Here is a 14578-nt window from a genome sequence, read left to right as displayed (position 1 = left end):
GAGTGCTGCCGACGACACGGTCCCGAACGTGCGCATCCGCGCTCATGTCGATGAGCGTCGGCCGTCTCGCTGCGGGGCGGCCACCGCCTATACGAGAGTCGAACCATGAACACATCCGCTGCGACAGCACCGAAGCCCCTCAAGGGCTGGCGTGTGCTCGTCCCGCGCGGAGGTCCCTGGGGTGACAGCGTCGCCGCCGCTCTGCGTGCCCAGGGAGCGACGCCGGTCATCGCCCCGCTCATCAACTTCGCACCCTCCGAAGACCCGACCGACCTCGAATCCGCACTCCGCGACCTCGCCTCAGGCGCGTTCGACTGGGTGACCCTCACGAGCTCGACCACGGTCGACGTCCTGCATGCGTACCGAGCGGTCATCCCGCACACGACGCGCGTGGCCGCCGTCGGCGAGACGACCGCCGCCGCTCTCGGCGCCGTCGGCTACCGCGTGGATCTCGTCCCCGAGGAGGACAACTCCGCCGCCGGCATGGCCGCTCAGCTCATCGCGCTCGAGCCCGACCCGATGCGCGTGCTCACGCTTCGCAGCGAACTCGCCAAACCCGTCCTGACCCGACTGCTCGAAGAGGCGGGGCACGACGTCCGGAGCGTCATCGCGTACCGCACCGTCGGCGTGCCCGTGACCGACAAGGTCGCCACCGATGTCCGTTCCGGACGCATCAACGCGATCCTCGTCACGAGCGGATCGGTCGCCGAGCAGGTGTACGAGCAGTTCCCCGAGATCCCCGAGGCGACCGTCATCGCCGCCATCGGCCCCCGTACCGCGAAGGATGCACGGCGTGCGGGCCTCGGCGTCAGCGTCACGGCGAAGGAGCAGACGGTCGCCGGTCTCATCGCCGCCGTCGGTCAGTTCCCGCTCCCGCACGCGATCGACGAACTCGCCCCTCCCACCGGTTCGTTCCCCCGAATCCAGGGCTGAGGCCGTGGTCGAGACCGTATCGTTGCGGCTCGGGCATCCGTCGCGGTGGATGCGTTTGGCAGACTGATCCCATGGTGACGCTGCTGCTCGATTCGTCGCGACTGGAGGTCGCGCTCTCCGCCACCGAGCGTGTGCTGGCGTTCCGCAAGGATGCCGTCCGCGTCGAGCGCGCGCACATCGTCAAGGTGCAACTCGTCGACGATCCGTGGACGTGGCTGCGCGGCGTCCCCGCTCCCGGCACCGTCGTCCCCCGGACGGTTGCCATGGGGGTCTGGCGTTCCGCCGGCGGCGACGATTTCGTCCTCGTCCGGCGTCGGAGGCCGTCGGTCGTGATCGACCTCGAGGGCGACGCGGAGTTCCAGCGGCTCGTGATCACGACCCGCCACGGTCTGGCGCTCGTGCAGGCGCTCCGCCTCGACGTCGAGGATGAGCCGACCGACGTCGTCCAGCTCGTCACGACCGAGATCCCGGTGCAGAGCGGCGATGCCTCGGCGCGCCCGACGGGCCGGCCGTCCCGGCGTCGCGCGCCGCGCCCGGCGCAAGCCTGACCGGTACAGTCCTGACCGACGCCGCTCTCGGCCGGTGCGGGGGAGCGGCCCGGTAACGTTGCCCGGGTGAGTGAACCCGCGGCATCCCGTCTGCTCGTCCGTGCGGAGGGCAGTGTCGGGCGCATCACCCTCGACCGGCCCGAAGCGATCAACGCCGTCGACCACGGCATGATCCGCGGCATCGCCGACGCGCTCGACCGCTGGGAGCACGATCCCGACATCCGCCTCGTCCTGCTCGACGGCGCGGGTGACCGCGGCTTCTGCGCCGGCGGCGATGTCCGGACCCTCCGCGAGCAGATCCTGGCGGGGGATGCCGAGGCCGCGATGGGCTTCTTCCGAGACGAGTACGCGCTCAATGCGCGCATCGCCGCTTACCCGAAGCAGATCGTGGTCTTCGCCGACGGCGTCACGATGGGCGGGGGGATCGGCTTGGCCGGTCACGCCTCGGTGCGCATCGTGACCGAGCGTTCGCGCCTGGCGATGCCCGAGACGCGCATCGGTTTCACCCCCGATGTCGGCGGCTCGTGGCTGCTCGCGCACGCTCCCGGCCGCATCGGCGAGTACCTCGCGCTGACGGGCAGGACGATGGATGCCGCCGACGCGATCTACGCCGGATTCGCCGACCACCTCGTGCCCGCCGATCGGCTGGACGACGTCCGCCACGCGCTCGTCACGCGCGCCGACCCGGACACCCCGACCGAGATCACGATGCTGTTCGATGAGACGCCCGAACCGTCGCGCCTGGCGTCGGCGCGCGGCTGGATCGACGACGCCTTCGCGGCCGAGACGGTCGCCGACGTCATCGTGCGCCTGCGGGCGCGGCCCGAAGCGGATGCCCGCGCCACCGCGGACGAGCTCGAGACCCAGGCGCCGACGGCGCTCATCGTGACCCTGGCCGCCGTGCGGTCCGCCCGAGGGGTGCCCGGGCTGCGGGCGGCGCTCGCGCAGGAGTACGCCCTGGTCGACTGGTTCGGGCGGACGCAGCCCGACCTCGTCGAGGGCATCCGCGCGCAGCTCGTCGACAAGGATCGCTCGCCCCGGTGGCGGCCGGCGACCCTGGCCGAGGTCCCTGCGGGCACGGCGGCGCAGGCGCTGTCGTTCGCCCCCACCGTCCCCCTCTGGAGCTGACGTGTTCGACAGTCCTCTCTCCGCCTCGGCCTACGAGGTGCTCGGCGTCGCGGTCGATGCGACCGACGACGATCTCCGCAAGGCCTATCGCCTGCGTCTGAGGCAGACCCACCCCGACACCGGCGGCGACGCCGCGCAGTTCGTCCAGGTGCAGCGTGCGTGGGAACTCGTCGGCACCGCCGAGGCGCGCGCCTCGTACGACCGGGGGCAGGGGTTCGGAGACACCGTGTCGTACGCGCCCGACGCGTCCGCTCCGATGTGGCGTCCGGCCGCGCGCCAGACCGACACCCGGCCGCGCGCCCGGTCGTTCGGACAGCCCGGCGGCTGGCGCCGCGAACGCTACCTCGACCTGATCCGCGAGTGGGCCGGCCGCGGCGTCGACCTGCCCGATCCGTACGACCCGGCCCTGGTGCGGAGCGCGCCTCACGAGGTGCGGCGGCTCTTGGCGGACGCGCTCGCCGAGGAGGCTACGGCGCGCATCGTCGCCGAGCTCGGGATGGGGTACACGGTCTGGCACGACGTCGCCGCCGACCGCCGCGATCCCGACGTGAAGCTCGATCACATCGTGCTGGGCCCGAGCGGCCTGTACGCCGTTCTCTCCGAGGACTTCGGAGCGCCCGTCCGCACCCGCCGGGGCGAGATCGAGGGCGACGCGGTCGTGGGCTCGCCGGTCGCGCAGCTCGTGCTCGCGGCGCGCGGGCTCGGCCGCGCGGCGAAGGTGAAGTTCAGTGCGGCGCTCGTCGTCCTGCCCGACGACGACGTCGTCTCGGCGGTCGAGGAGCTCGGCAAGGTGAAGGGTCTCCCCGTGGCCGTCGTCGCCCGCAGCGCCCTCGCGACGGTGCTCCGCCGTGGCGTCAGCGGAGCGCGCGAGATCGGCGGCAACGAGCTGTTCGACGTGCGGACCCGACTGCAGCAGACGGTCCGGTTCGCCTGAGCGTCAGCCGCCGATGCCCGTGAGCTCGAGCGGGTGCGTCAGCCGCCACCAGGCGTCGGGGCCGGGGAGGGCTTTCTCGACGCTGAGCGGCACCTCGACCTCGGCTGCCGGACCCGTCAGCGTGAGGTCTCCGGCGTCCGCGCCTGCCGTCGCATCGCCCTCGACGTCGAAGGATGCCGCGCTCTTCGCGGTCGCGCCGTTCCACAGCAGCAGCGACGCATCCTTCTCCGTGACGATGCGGCTCTTCGCGCCCCACGCCGTCCTGGCCTCACCGACGACGGTCCCCGCCGGAAGGACCGTCGGAGCAGCGGCCTCGTCGGCGAGGTCGCCGAGCAGGCGCTCGGCCTCGCCGGCACGCGCATCGTTCGTGGGCTGCCCGGCGACCGAGGCGAAAATGGTCGTGGGGATGCCGCCGACGTCGATCTTCTGCGCGGCGACGAGGTTGTAGTACCCCGCGTAGCTACCGGTCTTCAGCCCCACGACGCCGTCCGTGCCGAGGAGGGCGTTGGTGTTCTCGAACGTCCCCGCGCCGGGGAGCTCCGCGGTCTTGGTCCCGACGATCTCGGCGATCACCGGGTTCTCGAGGGCCTTCTCGGCCAGCGCGATCATCGCCGCCGGGGTCGCCACGTTGCCGCGGTCGTGGCCGGAGGCATCCGTCACCGTGATGCCGTCGAGGCCGTTCTTCTCGAGCCACGTATCGGCAGCCGTCGCGTAGTCGGCGACGGAGCCGAACGCGTCGGTCGCGAGACGGTTCGCGTAGTTGCTGGCCGACGCCATCAGCATGCCCTGGAGCATCTGGTACTCGGAGAGGGAGCCGTCGTCGGGCACGTTCAACGCCGACTGGTTCTGCGCGACGTAGCGCCAGTACTCCTGCCGGTCCGCGAAGCCGAAGTCGTAGGCGGGCCCCTGCTCGCCGGACGCGAGCGGCTTCTGATCGAGGATGACGAGGGCGGTCACGAGCTTCGTGGTGCTCGCCATCTGTGCGGGATCGTTCGACGAGACCGCCGCGGGGAAGCCGTCGATGCCGACCGCGGCCTCGCCGTCGGTGGGCCACGAGATGGCGCTTGGAGCACCGGCCAGCGGCGCCGTCTCGGTCGCCGTCGCCGTCGCGGAGGTGGACGAAAGAGGCCAGAGCAGCATGGCCGTCGTGTAGGTCGTCGCAAGAGCGACGATCGCGAGCGCGGGGATCCCGATCACGCGTCCGCGGGTCCGCCGCCGACGTCGCATCGGCGGCAGCAGGTCGTACGCCGCCCCGCTTGTCGCCGGTGCGACGCGCGTCGTCGGATGCCCGTCGTCGTCGACCCAGGCGAGAGCGAGCCTCGTCGCCGGCGCGGGGTCGTCGGAGGGCCGGGTGCGCCGGGGCCGGCGCGTGCGGGTAGCGGCGTCGTCCACGGTCACGGGACCACGGTATCGCGCCCGGGGCTGCGGCTATACTCGACGCACAACCACGGGAGTCCGGTGAGCCGGGCTGAGAGGAAGCGACCCACGCTTCGACCGTCGAACCTGATCCGGATCATGCCGGCGCAGGGAGGAGAACACACATGCACGCTGTCGCGTCCGAAACCGACACGCTCACCGCTTCGTCACCGAACCGCTCCCGCTGGCGCGTCGTCGACATCGTCGTCGCCGCCGTCCTCGGCGTCGCCGTCGGCCTTCTGTTCTGGTTCTGGAACGGGGTCGGCTACGGCTGGTTCGAGGTGATGGATGCCGCGACCCCCGGCCTCGGCGGCTTCGCCGTCGGCATCTGGCTGATCGGCGGCGTCATCGGCGGCCTCGTCATCCGCAAGCCCGGTGCCGCGCTGCTGGTCGAGGTCGTCGCCGCCGTGGTGTCGATGATCATCGGCAACGTCTGGGGCGCCTCGACCCTGCTGTCGGGGCTCGTGCAGGGTCTCGGCGCGGAGCTCATCTTCGCCGTGTTCCTCTACCGCCGCTTCGGAATCGGGGTGGCCGCACTCGCGGGCGTCGGCGCGGGCGTCGCGGCCTGGATCTTCGAGTTCTTCTTCGGCTCGTCGCCCAACATCGCCAAGACGCTCGAGTTCAACCTCATCTACCTCGGCACGATCATCGTCTCGGGCATCGCGCTCGCCGGTGTCGTGGGGTGGCTGCTCGTCCGCGCCCTCGCCAAGACCGGCGCACTCAGTCGGTTCGCGGCCGGTCGAGAACAGGCGGACGAGGTCTGACCGGCGGGTCCCGGCCCGCGGGACTGCGCGCCCGCGGGTGGGGCTGGCGCTACGCCGGCCGGCGCCTCCCCGCCGTGCGCGACGTCGATCTCGACATCGCGCCCGGGGAGCGCGTGCTGCTCCTCGGTGCGTCGGGTGCAGGCAAGTCGACGCTCCTCGCCGGGATGGCCGGTCTGCTCGGCGGCGACGAGGACGGGACGACGTCGGGGCGGATGACCGTCGACGGTGCCGACCCGACCACCCAGCGCGGCCGGGTCGGGCTCGTGTTGCAGGACCCCGACGCCGGTGTCGTCCTGTCCCGTGTCGGCGACGACGTCGCCTTCGGGTGCGAGAACCTCGGCGTCCCGCCCGAGCGCATCCCCGAGCGGGTGCGCGCGTCGCTCGACGCCGTCGGTCTCGACGTGCCCCTGGACCGCGAGACGGCGAAGCTCTCGGGCGGACAGAAGCAGCGGCTCGCGATCGCGGGCGTGCTGGCGATGGATCCCGGCCTGCTCCTGCTCGACGAGCCGACCGCCAACCTCGACCCCGTGGGGGTGCGAGAGGTCCGGGCCGCGGTGGGGCGGGCGGTGGATGCCACCGGCGCCACGCTCGTCGTCATCGAGCACCGCACGGACGTCTGGGTCGACCTGATGACGCGCGTCGTCGTGCTCGACGCGGACGGGGGTCTCCTCGCTGACGGCACGCCCGCCGAGGTGTTCACGCGTCACGCCGACGCGCTCCTCGCCGCGGGGGTCTGGCTGCCGGGGCATCCCGTCGACCTCCCTGCGCTGCCGCCGGCCGCGGCGGGCGGTCCGGTCGCGCTCCGCGCTCGCGGGCTCGCTGTCTCGCGCGACGGGCGGACCCCGGTGCGCGAGGGACTCGACATCGACGTGCCGGCAGGCGCGGCATCCGTCGTCACCGGTCCGAACGGCGTCGGCAAGTCGACCCTCGCCCTCACCCTGGCGGGCCTGCTGCCGGAGTTCGCCGGGACGGTCGAGGCGGGCGTCGTGCCGGCGGGACGAAAAGGTGTGCGGCCGTCGCGGTGGACCTCGCGCGAGCTGCTCACCCGCATCGGCACCGTCTTCCAGGACCCCGAGCATCAGTTCCTCGCCTCGACCGTCCGTGCCGAGCTCGAGGTGGGTCCGCGCGCGCTGAAGCTGCCGGCCGCCGAGATCGACGCGGTCGTCGACGACCTGCTCGACCGTCTCGGACTCGTGGCCCTCGCGCGGGCGAACCCGTTCACCCTCTCGGGCGGGCAGAAGCGGCGGCTGTCGGTCGCCACCGTGCTGGCCACGTCGCCGGAGGTCATCGTCCTCGACGAGCCGACGTTCGGGCAGGATCGCCGCGGGTGGGCGGGCATCGTCGCGCTCCTGCAGGAGCAGATCGCCGGCGGCCGGGCGGTCGTTGCGGTCACGCACGACGACGACATCGTCCGGCTGCTCGGCGGGCGGCGCATCGACCTCGGGGCGGTGGCGCCATGACCCTCGCCCGCTCCGGCATCGAGACGGCGAGGCGGGACGCCTGGCTCGACGGCGTGAACCCGGCCGTCCGCATCCTGATCGCCTTCGTCCTGTCGATCCCGCTGCTGACGACGATCGACGCGGTCAGCGCAGCGGTCGCGGTCGTGCTCCTGACACTCTGCATCCCCCTGACCGGCATCGGCATCGGGACGGTCCTTCGCCGTATGGCGCCGATCCTCGTCCTCATGCCGGTCGCGGGGCTCAGCATGCTGCTCTACGCGGAACCGGGCGGACGGGTCTACGCGTCGTTCTGGTACGCCACGATCAGCGACGACTCCATCGCCTTCGCGGTGGCCGTCGGCATCCGCGTCATCGCGTTGGCCCTGCCGACGATCCTGCTGTTCAGCCGCGTCGACCCGATCGAGCTCGCGGCCGCCCTCGCCCAGATCGTGCGGCTGCCCGCGCGGCTCGTGCTCGGCGTCCTGGCCGGCACGCGGACGCTCGGCCTGTTCGTCGACGATTGGCGCGCGATGCGGCTCGCACGGCGTGCCCGCGGCGTGGGGGACCGGAACGCGGTGCGCCGGTTCTTCTCGATGGCGTTCGTGCTGCTCGTGTTCGCGGTGCGACGCGGGACGAGACTCGCGACGGCGATGGAGGCCCGCGGGTTCGGCTCGGCGATCCAGCGCACGTGGGCGCGCACGTCACGGCTCTCGCGGCGGGACGCTATCGCCGTGGTCGGCGCCCTCGCGATCATGGCGGCGGCGATCGGCGTTGCGTTGGCCGTCGGCTCGTTCCGGTTCGTCTGGATGTGACGCGCCTGGCGCATCTGTCGCGCGGGCGCCCTCAGCACACGTACGCGAAGCAGATCGAGCGGGGCATCGTCTCGGCGTACGGCTCGTAGACCGGGATGCGGGTGAACCCGAGCGACTCGTAGAGGGCGACCGATTCGGGCTGCGGGATGCCGGTCTGCAGGATGACGCGCTCCGCGCCGCCCGTGCGGGCCCGGTCGAGGGCAGCATGCATGAGGGCGCGCGCGATGCCGCGACCCCGAGCCGCCGCGGTGACGACGAGTCGCTTGATCTCCCATTCGTCGCCGAGGCGGCGGAGGATGACGTGGCCCGTGGGGGTGCCGTCGGCATCCACCGCGATCAGCGTCGCGACGATGTCGTCCGGGTGCATTGCGAGCGCGCGGGAGCGGGCGGCGCGGCGTTCGGCCGGCTCGTCGCCGTGGAACCCGTCGTAGCGGGCGCCGAGGTCGGCATCCAACTCGTCTCGGAGTGCCGTCGCGCGCGGGTCGTCCCACGCGACCTCGAGGAGGCGGGGTCCGGTGCTCGTCCGTTCGCTCACCGAACGAGCCTATGCGCCCGGCCGCGGGTCGGTCTTCGCTCGCGCCATGTGGCGGGTGTTCCGCGCCGCGCGTCGCCCTTCGGCGCGAGCGAACGACCCCGGCGGCTGGTAGCGTCCGCGGTATGACCGCCGGCACCGCAGCGTCGCGCCCCACCGGTGTGGCCGCGGTCCTCGCGGTCGCCGTCATCCAGGTGCTCGCGATCGTCGTCACCGCGGTGCTCTGGTTCTTCCACACCGTCTTCGCCGGCGGTGCCTGCGGGGCGTCGTGCGACGGGGCTGCAGCGGATGCCGCGGGCATGCTGTTCATCGCGGCGGCGGTGTTCGACGCCGCCATGCGCTGACGCCTCACGTCGCGTTCCACAGGTCGCGGTAGTACGCGAGGCGTTCCTCGTCGGGGTCGACGCCGTACGCCTCGAGCAGCAGAGCGTCCCACCCGGGGCCGTAGTTCCAGCCGGTGCTCATCGCCGCGACGGCGATGTCGCCCCACCGGTCGCCGAGGCCGAGCTGTCCCATGTCCACGTGACCGCTCCACCGGCCGTCGTCGCCGATCAGCGTGTTCGGCGCGCACGCGTCGCCGTGGCACACGACGAGCTGCTCGATCGGCGGCCCGTCCCGAAGGTCGGCCGGCACGACGACACCCCGTTCCGCCGCGTTCGCGACCCGCGACGGCACAGTCCAGTCGAAGGGGCAGGATGCCACGGGCAGGCTCTCGTGCAGCGCGCGAAGGCCCTCGCCGATTGCCCGGACCACCGTCTCGGGACGCGCGACCCAGTCGGGGTGCACCGCCGAGAGCCCGGCGATCGATCTGGTGACGAGCCACTCGGTCTCCCCGTCGTCGCCCTGCTCGACGACGGTCGGCACGCGGACGTACGGCGCAGCCCAGGCCAGCCGTTCGGCCTCGTCGGACATCGAGGTCTCGAGGTGGACCGGTCCGATCTTGATGTAACGCTCGTCGTCGGTGCGCAGCGTCATCCCGCCGAGCTTGTTGGTCCAGACCGGCGTGAGGGCAGCGCCGCGCGCGAGCCGGCGCGCGATCGGCGGCACCGGAGCGTCGTGCTGCGGGATCGACATCCCTCCATCCTGCCGTCGCGGGGACGGGTTTGTCGTGCCCGCAGCGTGGGACGGCTAGCCTGGAGGCATCCCGTCGCCGTGGCACCCAGTCGCGCGTCGGGTGGAACCCGATACCGTTCGAAGGAGAGCGCATGGACATCGCCGGATCATCCGCCGTCGTCACCGGGGGAGCCAGCGGGCTCGGGCTCGCCACCGCTTGCCGCCTCGCCGCGCAGGGCGCGCACGTCGTCATCGTCGACCTGCCGTCGTCCGCCGGAGCCGACATCGCGGCCGAGCTCGGTGGGACGTTCGCCGCCGCCGATGTGACGGATGCCGCCCAGGTCGAGGCCGCGGTGGCCGCGGCATCCGCCGTCGCCCCGCTTCGCGTCGCCGTCAACTGCGCCGGGATTGCGCCGCCCGCGAAGGTCCTCGCGCGGGACGGGTCGCCCAACCCGGTCGCGGACTTCGAGCGCATCGTCCGCATCAACCTCATCGGCACGTACACCGTCATCGCGCACGCGGCGGCGGCGATGGCGGCGACCGAACCCACGGCATCCGGGGACCGCGGCGTCATCGTCAACACCGCGTCCGTCGCCGCCTTCGACGGGCAGATCGGGCAGCCGGCGTACTCCGCGAGCAAGGGCGGCGTGCACGCCATGACCCTGCCGATCGCGCGCGAGCTGGCGCGCTCCGGCATCCGCGTCTGCACGATCGCGCCCGGGATCATGGAGACCCCGATGCTCGCGGGGCTCCCCGAGGCGGCCCAGGAGTCCCTCGGTCAGCAGGTGCCGTATCCCGCCCGGCTCGGCAAGCCCGACGAGTACGCGGCGCTCGTGCAGCACATCGTCGAGAACGGGTACCTCAACGGTGAGACGATCCGCCTCGACGGCTCGATCCGCATGGCCCCCAGATGAGTGGAGAACCGATGAGCGACACGATCCTGCTGCAGCGCGACGGCGCTCTCGCGCGGCTGACCTTCAACCGCCCCGCGTCGCTGAACGCGATGGACTTCGAGATGGGCACGCGCTGGCGCGACCTCGCGCACGAGCTGACGGGCGACGACACGGTCGGGGCGATCGTGCTGGATGCCGCGGGCCCGGCCTTCTGCGCCGGCGGCGACGTCGTGCAGATGGCGACCTCGGGCGGCAGCGGCGGCACGATCACCGAGATGGCCGGGGTCATCCACGACGGCATCCGGACGTTCGTGGAGTCATCGACCCCGATGGTCGCCGCGGTGCAGGGCGCGGTCGCCGGCGGTGGACTCGGCCTGATGCTGACGGCCGATTACATCGTCGCGTCGCCCCGCGCGGTGTTCGTCAGCAAGTACGCGAACATCGGGCTCACTCCCGACCTCGGGGTCTCGACGCTGCTGCCCGCGGCCGTCGGTCAGCGTCGGGCACTGCAGCTGCTCCTCACCGACACGACGATCGATGCGCCCACGGCGCTCGAGTGGGGGCTCGTCGCGGAGGTCGTCGACCAGCCCCGCGAGCGTGCCGAGCAGATCGCGCGCACCTGGCTCGACGGCGCCACCGGCGCGTTCGGCCAGGCGAAGCGCCTCGTCCGCTCAGGTGCCCACCGGTCCTTCGCCGACAACCTCGACGACGAGGCCCGCACGATCGGCGCCGCGCTCGACACCGCCGACTCGAAAGCCCGCGTCGCCGCGTTCGCCGCGGCATCCCGTTCGCGTCGATCCTGATCCCCTGGAGAACCCATGACCCTCGCCGGAAAGACCATCCTCATGTCGGGCGGCAGCCGAGGCATCGGCCTCGCGATCGCCCTTCGCGCCGCCCGTGACGGCGCGAACATCGCCCTGCTCGCCAAGACCGACACGCCTCACCCGAAGCTCGAGGGCACCGTGCACTCCGCCGCGGAGCAGATCCGTGCGGCCGGCGGCAACGCGCTGCCCATCGTCGGCGACGTCCGCGACGACGGCGACATCACCGAGGCCGTCATGAAGACGCAGGGCGAGTTCGGCGGCATCGACATCGTCGTCAACAACGCGTCGGTCATCGACCTGTCGGGCTCGCTCGAGCTGGCCGCGAAGAAGTACGACCTCATGCAGGACGTCAACGTGCGCGGCACCTTCATGCTGTCGCGCGCGGCGCTGCCGATCCTGAAGGATGCCGGCAACCCCCACATCCTCTCGCTGTCGCCGCCCCTCAATTTGTCGCCGAAATGGCTCGGCGCGCACACCGGCTACACGCTCGCGAAGTACGGCATGACGATGGCGACGCTCGGCATGGCGGCGGAGTTCGCGAAGGACGGCGTCGCCGCCAACACCCTCTGGCCGCAGACGACGATCGCCACGGCCGCGGTGCAGTTCGCCCTCGGCGGCGACCGGATGATGAAGGTCAGCCGTACGCCCGAGGTCTACGCCGACGCCGCGTACGAGGTGCTCTGTAAGCCGGCCCGAGAGTACACGGGCCAGACGCTCATCGTCGAGGACGTGCTGCGCGAGGCCGGCGTCACGGACCTCTCGGGCTATGCGGCGACGCCGGGCACGCCCGACACCGAGCTGTTCCCCGACATCTTCCTCGACTGACCCGTTCGCGGGAGCAGGAGTCTCGGCGCGACACGCCGAGGGTCACGAGCGGATGCCGGGGCGTCGCGCCCGATCCATTGCATCCGCGCACGCGCCGCCGCATCCGCGCTGCGGATCGATCGCCGCGCGCAGCCTCAGACGAGGCCGAGCTTGACGAACGCGTTCCAGACGCCGTCGTCGAGCACGTCGGTCGTGACGTTCCCGGCGCGCTCCTTGAGGGCGGGGTCGGCGTTGCCCATCGCGACGGGGCAGCCGACGACGTCGAACATCTCCGCGTCGTTCCAGCTGTCGCCGATGCCGATCGCGTCGGCGACGTCGAGGCCGAGCGTGTCGAGGACCCGGAGGATCGCCGACCCCTTGTTCACGCCGCGCAGGCCGATCTCGCCGTTCGATCCGCCGGGGAGCGGGATGCTGCCGGGGATGACGTGGAACCGGTCGCCGAGGTCGGCCTGGGCCCGGTCGACGCTGTCGGAGCGCTTGCTGATGAACGTGGTCTTCGCGATCGCGTCGAGGTTCGCTTCGCTGATGGGTCGATACGTGACGATCGGCTTCGGCTCGATCGTGTCGGTCTGGCCGAGCCGGCGCGCCGCTTCGAGGTGGCGCTTGCGGCGCTCGGCGAAGTACTCGTCCAGCATCCCGCCGACGCCCTCGCTCGCGAAGACGGCTTCATCGGACTGCAGGAAGAAGTCGATGTCCTCGGACTCGAAGTACGAGATCAGCCGGTCGGTGTCCTCGCGGGGCATCGGGTCGGCGAACAGCAGCTCCTCGCCGCGGACGGCGTACGCGCCGCCGTTCGTGATGGCGCCGTCGTATCCGATCTCACGGACCTTGGGGTGGATGTCGCCCGCCGCGCGTCCCGTGCAGAGGTAGACCAGGTGCCCGTTCTCACGCGCCGTCCGGATGGCGGTGATCGTCGAGTCGGCGATCGCCGTCCCGTGCTCGAGGATGGTTCCGTCCACGTCAAGGAAAGCGATGCGCGTCATCCCTCCATTCTCCCGGATGGAGATGGACGGCCGGTGCGCGCCGGGGTCAGAGCTTCTTGCGCAGGAAGACCTGCTCGGTGCCGTTGTCCCCGGGCACCCGCTCGCTCTCCTCGTACCCCTCGCGCTCGTACAGGCGGATGTTCGCCTCGCTGAGCGACCCGGTGAACAGCTCGGCCGTCGTCGCGCCGGCCTCACGGCCCCGCTCCTCGACCGCGGTGAGCAGGCTCGTGCCGAGCCCGGAACCCTGCTGGTCGGGGGCGATCGCGATGCGGCCGATGAGCAGCAGATCCCCGTCGACGCGGGCACGCACGCAGCCGACGATGCGCTCGCCCTCGAGAGCGACGCAGCCGAGGTTCTCCTCGAGCTCGGCCCGCACCTCGTCGAGGGTCTGCGTGAGCGGCGGCATGTCGACCGCGTTGTAGATGAGCGCCTCCTGCACGAAGGCGGCCCGTTGCAGGGTGAGGACCTCGCCCGCGTCGTCGACGGAGATCGGGCGGATGCGGGGAGTCGTCACATCATTCAGCGTAATGCGGGACCGGGGCCGAAGCCCCGCGAGCCTAAAGTGACCGCATGCCCGATGTCCGCACCGCGATCGCCGACCGCCCCCTGATCCTGGACGGGGGACTCGGGACGATGCTCGAGGCTCGGGGGCACGATCTCACCGGCGCGCTCTGGTCGGCCGGCGTCCTCATCGACGCGCCCGGAGACGTCCGCGACGTGCACGCCGAGTTCGTCGCTGCGGGCGCCGAGATGATCACCACCGCCTCGTACCAACTCGGGTACGACAACCTCGGCGCGGCCGGGTACGACGGGGCGGCCGTCGACGGGCTGCTCGCGGCGTCGGTCCGGCTCGCCCGCGAGGCGGCGGAAGGACGGGCGTGGGTCGCGGCATCCGTCGGGCCCTTCGGAGCCGTGCGCGCCGACGGCAGCGAGTACACGGGCGACTACGGGATGACGGTCGCCGACCTCGCCCGCTGGCATCGCCGTCGGATCGAGGTGCTCGCCGGTGCGGGACCCGACCTGCTCGCTATCGAGACCATCGCCTCTCCCGCCGAGGTCGAGGCGATCGCCCTCGCGCTCGAGGGGATCGACGTCCCGGCATGGATCTCGCTCTCGGCAGCGAGTACGGCGTTCGAGGGCGACGGCCTCGCAGGCGCGCTCGCCGCGGCGGCCTCCGCCCCGGGCGTCGTCGCGGTCGGCGCCAACTGCTGCGCGCCGCCGCTCATCACCACCGTGCTCGACCGTGTGCCGATGGGGACGGCCGCCGTCGTCTACCCGAACAGCGGCGAGACGTGGGACGCGGCATCCCGGTCCTGGCGGGGCGAGGCGGGAGCGGCGTTCACCGAGGCGGAGGCATGGGTGGATGCCGGTGCCCGCCTCATCGGCGGATGCTGCCGGACGACCCCCGCCGACATCGCGGCGCTCGCCGCACGGCTCGGCGGCCCGGGACACAGCGATGCGGCCGTGGCGAACCACGACCGCATCGGGGGGTGA

Annotated in this window: 17 protein-coding genes and 1 riboswitch; of the genes, 12 read left to right on the top strand and 5 right to left on the bottom strand. The window is 72.2% G+C overall.

The window, feature by feature from the left end:
- The first annotated feature begins 105 nt into the window (after positions 1-105).
- The 4 genes from MRBLMI1x_RS00920 (at position 106) to MRBLMI1x_RS00905 (ending at position 3543) form a co-directional block, all read left to right on the top strand.
- Complete coding sequence (locus MRBLMI1x_RS00920; protein WP_018187464.1) at positions 106-933, top strand: uroporphyrinogen-III synthase; 828 nt, start codon at positions 106-108, stop codon at positions 931-933.
- A 71-nt stretch (positions 934-1004) separates the two neighbouring features.
- Complete coding sequence (locus MRBLMI1x_RS00915) at positions 1005-1481, top strand: hypothetical protein (protein ID WP_363455036.1); 477 nt, start codon at positions 1005-1007, stop codon at positions 1479-1481.
- A 66-nt stretch (positions 1482-1547) separates the two neighbouring features.
- Positions 1548-2609 carry an enoyl-CoA hydratase/isomerase family protein gene (locus tag MRBLMI1x_RS00910; RefSeq protein ID WP_363455033.1) on the top strand — a complete coding sequence of 354 codons (1062 nt, stop codon included), beginning with the start codon at positions 1548-1550 and terminating at the stop codon, positions 2607-2609.
- A 1-nt stretch (position 2610) separates the two neighbouring features.
- On the top strand, positions 2611-3543 hold the full coding sequence (locus MRBLMI1x_RS00905; RefSeq protein WP_020098580.1) for a J domain-containing protein: 933 nt from the start codon (positions 2611-2613) through the stop codon (positions 3541-3543).
- A gap of 3 nt (positions 3544-3546) precedes the next feature.
- On the opposite strand, the gene MRBLMI1x_RS00900 is transcribed toward MRBLMI1x_RS00905, so the two are convergent.
- Positions 3547-4941 carry a D-alanyl-D-alanine carboxypeptidase family protein gene (locus MRBLMI1x_RS00900; RefSeq protein ID WP_363455030.1) on the bottom strand — a complete coding sequence of 465 codons (1395 nt, stop codon included), beginning with the start codon at positions 4939-4941 and terminating at the stop codon, positions 3547-3549.
- A 39-nt stretch (positions 4942-4980) separates the two neighbouring features.
- Positions 4981-5090: riboswitch (TPP riboswitch) on the top strand.
- Between MRBLMI1x_RS00900 and MRBLMI1x_RS00895 the strand changes: the two genes are divergently transcribed.
- From MRBLMI1x_RS00895 to MRBLMI1x_RS00885, 3 genes are all read left to right on the top strand, one after another.
- Positions 5085-5723 carry an ECF transporter S component gene (locus MRBLMI1x_RS00895; protein ID WP_018187459.1) on the top strand — a complete coding sequence of 213 codons (639 nt, stop codon included), beginning with the start codon at positions 5085-5087 and terminating at the stop codon, positions 5721-5723. It overlaps the preceding riboswitch by 6 nt.
- A gap of 74 nt (positions 5724-5797) precedes the next feature.
- Positions 5798-7183: an ABC transporter ATP-binding protein gene (locus MRBLMI1x_RS00890; RefSeq protein WP_363455026.1), complete on the top strand. Its 1386-nt coding sequence runs from the start codon at positions 5798-5800 to the stop codon at positions 7181-7183.
- A complete protein-coding gene (locus MRBLMI1x_RS00885) occupies positions 7180-7974 on the top strand; it encodes an energy-coupling factor transporter transmembrane component T family protein (protein WP_363455023.1) in 795 nt (264 codons plus the stop codon). Before MRBLMI1x_RS00890 ends, MRBLMI1x_RS00885 begins: the two co-directional genes overlap by 4 nt.
- A gap of 31 nt (positions 7975-8005) precedes the next feature.
- Here MRBLMI1x_RS00885 and MRBLMI1x_RS00880 read toward each other — a convergent pair whose 3' ends face one another.
- Positions 8006-8509 carry a GNAT family N-acetyltransferase gene (locus MRBLMI1x_RS00880; RefSeq protein ID WP_018187456.1) on the bottom strand — a complete coding sequence of 168 codons (504 nt, stop codon included), beginning with the start codon at positions 8507-8509 and terminating at the stop codon, positions 8006-8008.
- A 122-nt stretch (positions 8510-8631) separates the two neighbouring features.
- On the opposite strand from MRBLMI1x_RS00880, the gene MRBLMI1x_RS00875 reads away from it, so the two are divergent.
- A complete protein-coding gene (locus MRBLMI1x_RS00875) occupies positions 8632-8850 on the top strand; it encodes a hypothetical protein (protein ID WP_363455020.1) in 219 nt (72 codons plus the stop codon).
- A 4-nt stretch (positions 8851-8854) separates the two neighbouring features.
- On the opposite strand, the gene MRBLMI1x_RS00870 is transcribed toward MRBLMI1x_RS00875, so the two are convergent.
- Positions 8855-9580: an aminoglycoside 3'-phosphotransferase gene (locus tag MRBLMI1x_RS00870; RefSeq protein ID WP_363455017.1), complete on the bottom strand. Its 726-nt coding sequence runs from the start codon at positions 9578-9580 to the stop codon at positions 8855-8857.
- 131 nt (positions 9581-9711) lie between these two features.
- Here MRBLMI1x_RS00870 and MRBLMI1x_RS00865 point away from each other — a divergent pair, with 131 nt between their 5' ends.
- Genes MRBLMI1x_RS00865 through MRBLMI1x_RS00855 form a run of 3 tightly spaced genes read left to right on the top strand, consistent with a single transcriptional unit; the run spans position 9712 to position 12101 of the window.
- Positions 9712-10473, top strand: coding sequence for an SDR family NAD(P)-dependent oxidoreductase (locus MRBLMI1x_RS00865; RefSeq protein ID WP_336124847.1), 762 nt, complete (start codon positions 9712-9714; stop codon positions 10471-10473).
- An 11-nt stretch (positions 10474-10484) separates the two neighbouring features.
- Positions 10485-11255 (top strand): enoyl-CoA hydratase/isomerase family protein, encoded by a 771-nt coding sequence (locus MRBLMI1x_RS00860; RefSeq protein ID WP_363455012.1) that lies wholly within the window; start codon positions 10485-10487, stop codon positions 11253-11255.
- Positions 11256-11270: 15 nt separating this feature from the next.
- Complete coding sequence (locus tag MRBLMI1x_RS00855) at positions 11271-12101, top strand: SDR family oxidoreductase (protein WP_363455009.1); 831 nt, start codon at positions 11271-11273, stop codon at positions 12099-12101.
- A gap of 134 nt (positions 12102-12235) precedes the next feature.
- Here MRBLMI1x_RS00855 and MRBLMI1x_RS00850 read toward each other — a convergent pair whose 3' ends face one another.
- Positions 12236-13084 carry a Cof-type HAD-IIB family hydrolase gene (locus MRBLMI1x_RS00850; RefSeq protein WP_363455006.1) on the bottom strand — a complete coding sequence of 283 codons (849 nt, stop codon included), beginning with the start codon at positions 13082-13084 and terminating at the stop codon, positions 12236-12238.
- A gap of 46 nt (positions 13085-13130) precedes the next feature.
- Positions 13131-13598, bottom strand: coding sequence for a GNAT family N-acetyltransferase (locus MRBLMI1x_RS00845; RefSeq protein WP_363455003.1), 468 nt, complete (start codon positions 13596-13598; stop codon positions 13131-13133).
- 56 nt (positions 13599-13654) lie between these two features.
- On the opposite strand from MRBLMI1x_RS00845, the gene mmuM reads away from it, so the two are divergent.
- A complete protein-coding gene (gene mmuM, locus MRBLMI1x_RS00840; RefSeq protein ID WP_363455000.1) occupies positions 13655-14578 on the top strand; it encodes a homocysteine S-methyltransferase in 924 nt (307 codons plus the stop codon).

It is taken from the genome of Microbacterium sp. LMI1x-1-1.1 (genome assembly GCF_040676205.1).
GTDB classification, from domain to species: Bacteria; Actinomycetota; Actinomycetes; order Actinomycetales; family Microbacteriaceae; genus Microbacterium; species Microbacterium aquilitoris.
The sequence above is the reverse complement of the archived record's forward strand: the minus strand, read 5'-3'. Positions and strand labels throughout refer to the sequence as shown.

Bases quoted from the DNA above. Each gene is read 5' to 3' on its own strand.
- MRBLMI1x_RS00870 (WP_363455017.1), bottom strand. From the start codon at position 9,580: ATGTCGATCCCGCAGCACGACGCTCCGGTGCCGCCGATCGCGCGCCGG.
- MRBLMI1x_RS00895 (WP_018187459.1), top strand. From the start codon at position 5,085: ATGCACGCTGTCGCGTCCGAAACCGACACGCTCACCGCTTCGTCACCG.
- MRBLMI1x_RS00850 (WP_363455006.1), bottom strand. From the start codon at position 13,084: ATGACGCGCATCGCTTTCCTTGACGTGGACGGAACCATCCTCGAGCAC.
- MRBLMI1x_RS00875 (WP_363455020.1), top strand. From the start codon at position 8,632: ATGACCGCCGGCACCGCAGCGTCGCGCCCCACCGGTGTGGCCGCGGTC.
- MRBLMI1x_RS00860 (WP_363455012.1), top strand. From the start codon at position 10,485: ATGAGCGACACGATCCTGCTGCAGCGCGACGGCGCTCTCGCGCGGCTG.
- MRBLMI1x_RS00865 (WP_336124847.1), top strand. From the start codon at position 9,712: ATGGACATCGCCGGATCATCCGCCGTCGTCACCGGGGGAGCCAGCGGG.
- MRBLMI1x_RS00855 (WP_363455009.1), top strand. From the start codon at position 11,271: ATGACCCTCGCCGGAAAGACCATCCTCATGTCGGGCGGCAGCCGAGGC.
- MRBLMI1x_RS00885 (WP_363455023.1), top strand. From the start codon at position 7,180: ATGACCCTCGCCCGCTCCGGCATCGAGACGGCGAGGCGGGACGCCTGG.
- MRBLMI1x_RS00920 (WP_018187464.1), top strand. From the start codon at position 106: ATGAACACATCCGCTGCGACAGCACCGAAGCCCCTCAAGGGCTGGCGT.
- MRBLMI1x_RS00915 (WP_363455036.1), top strand. From the start codon at position 1,005: ATGGTGACGCTGCTGCTCGATTCGTCGCGACTGGAGGTCGCGCTCTCC.
- mmuM (WP_363455000.1), top strand. From the start codon at position 13,655: ATGCCCGATGTCCGCACCGCGATCGCCGACCGCCCCCTGATCCTGGAC.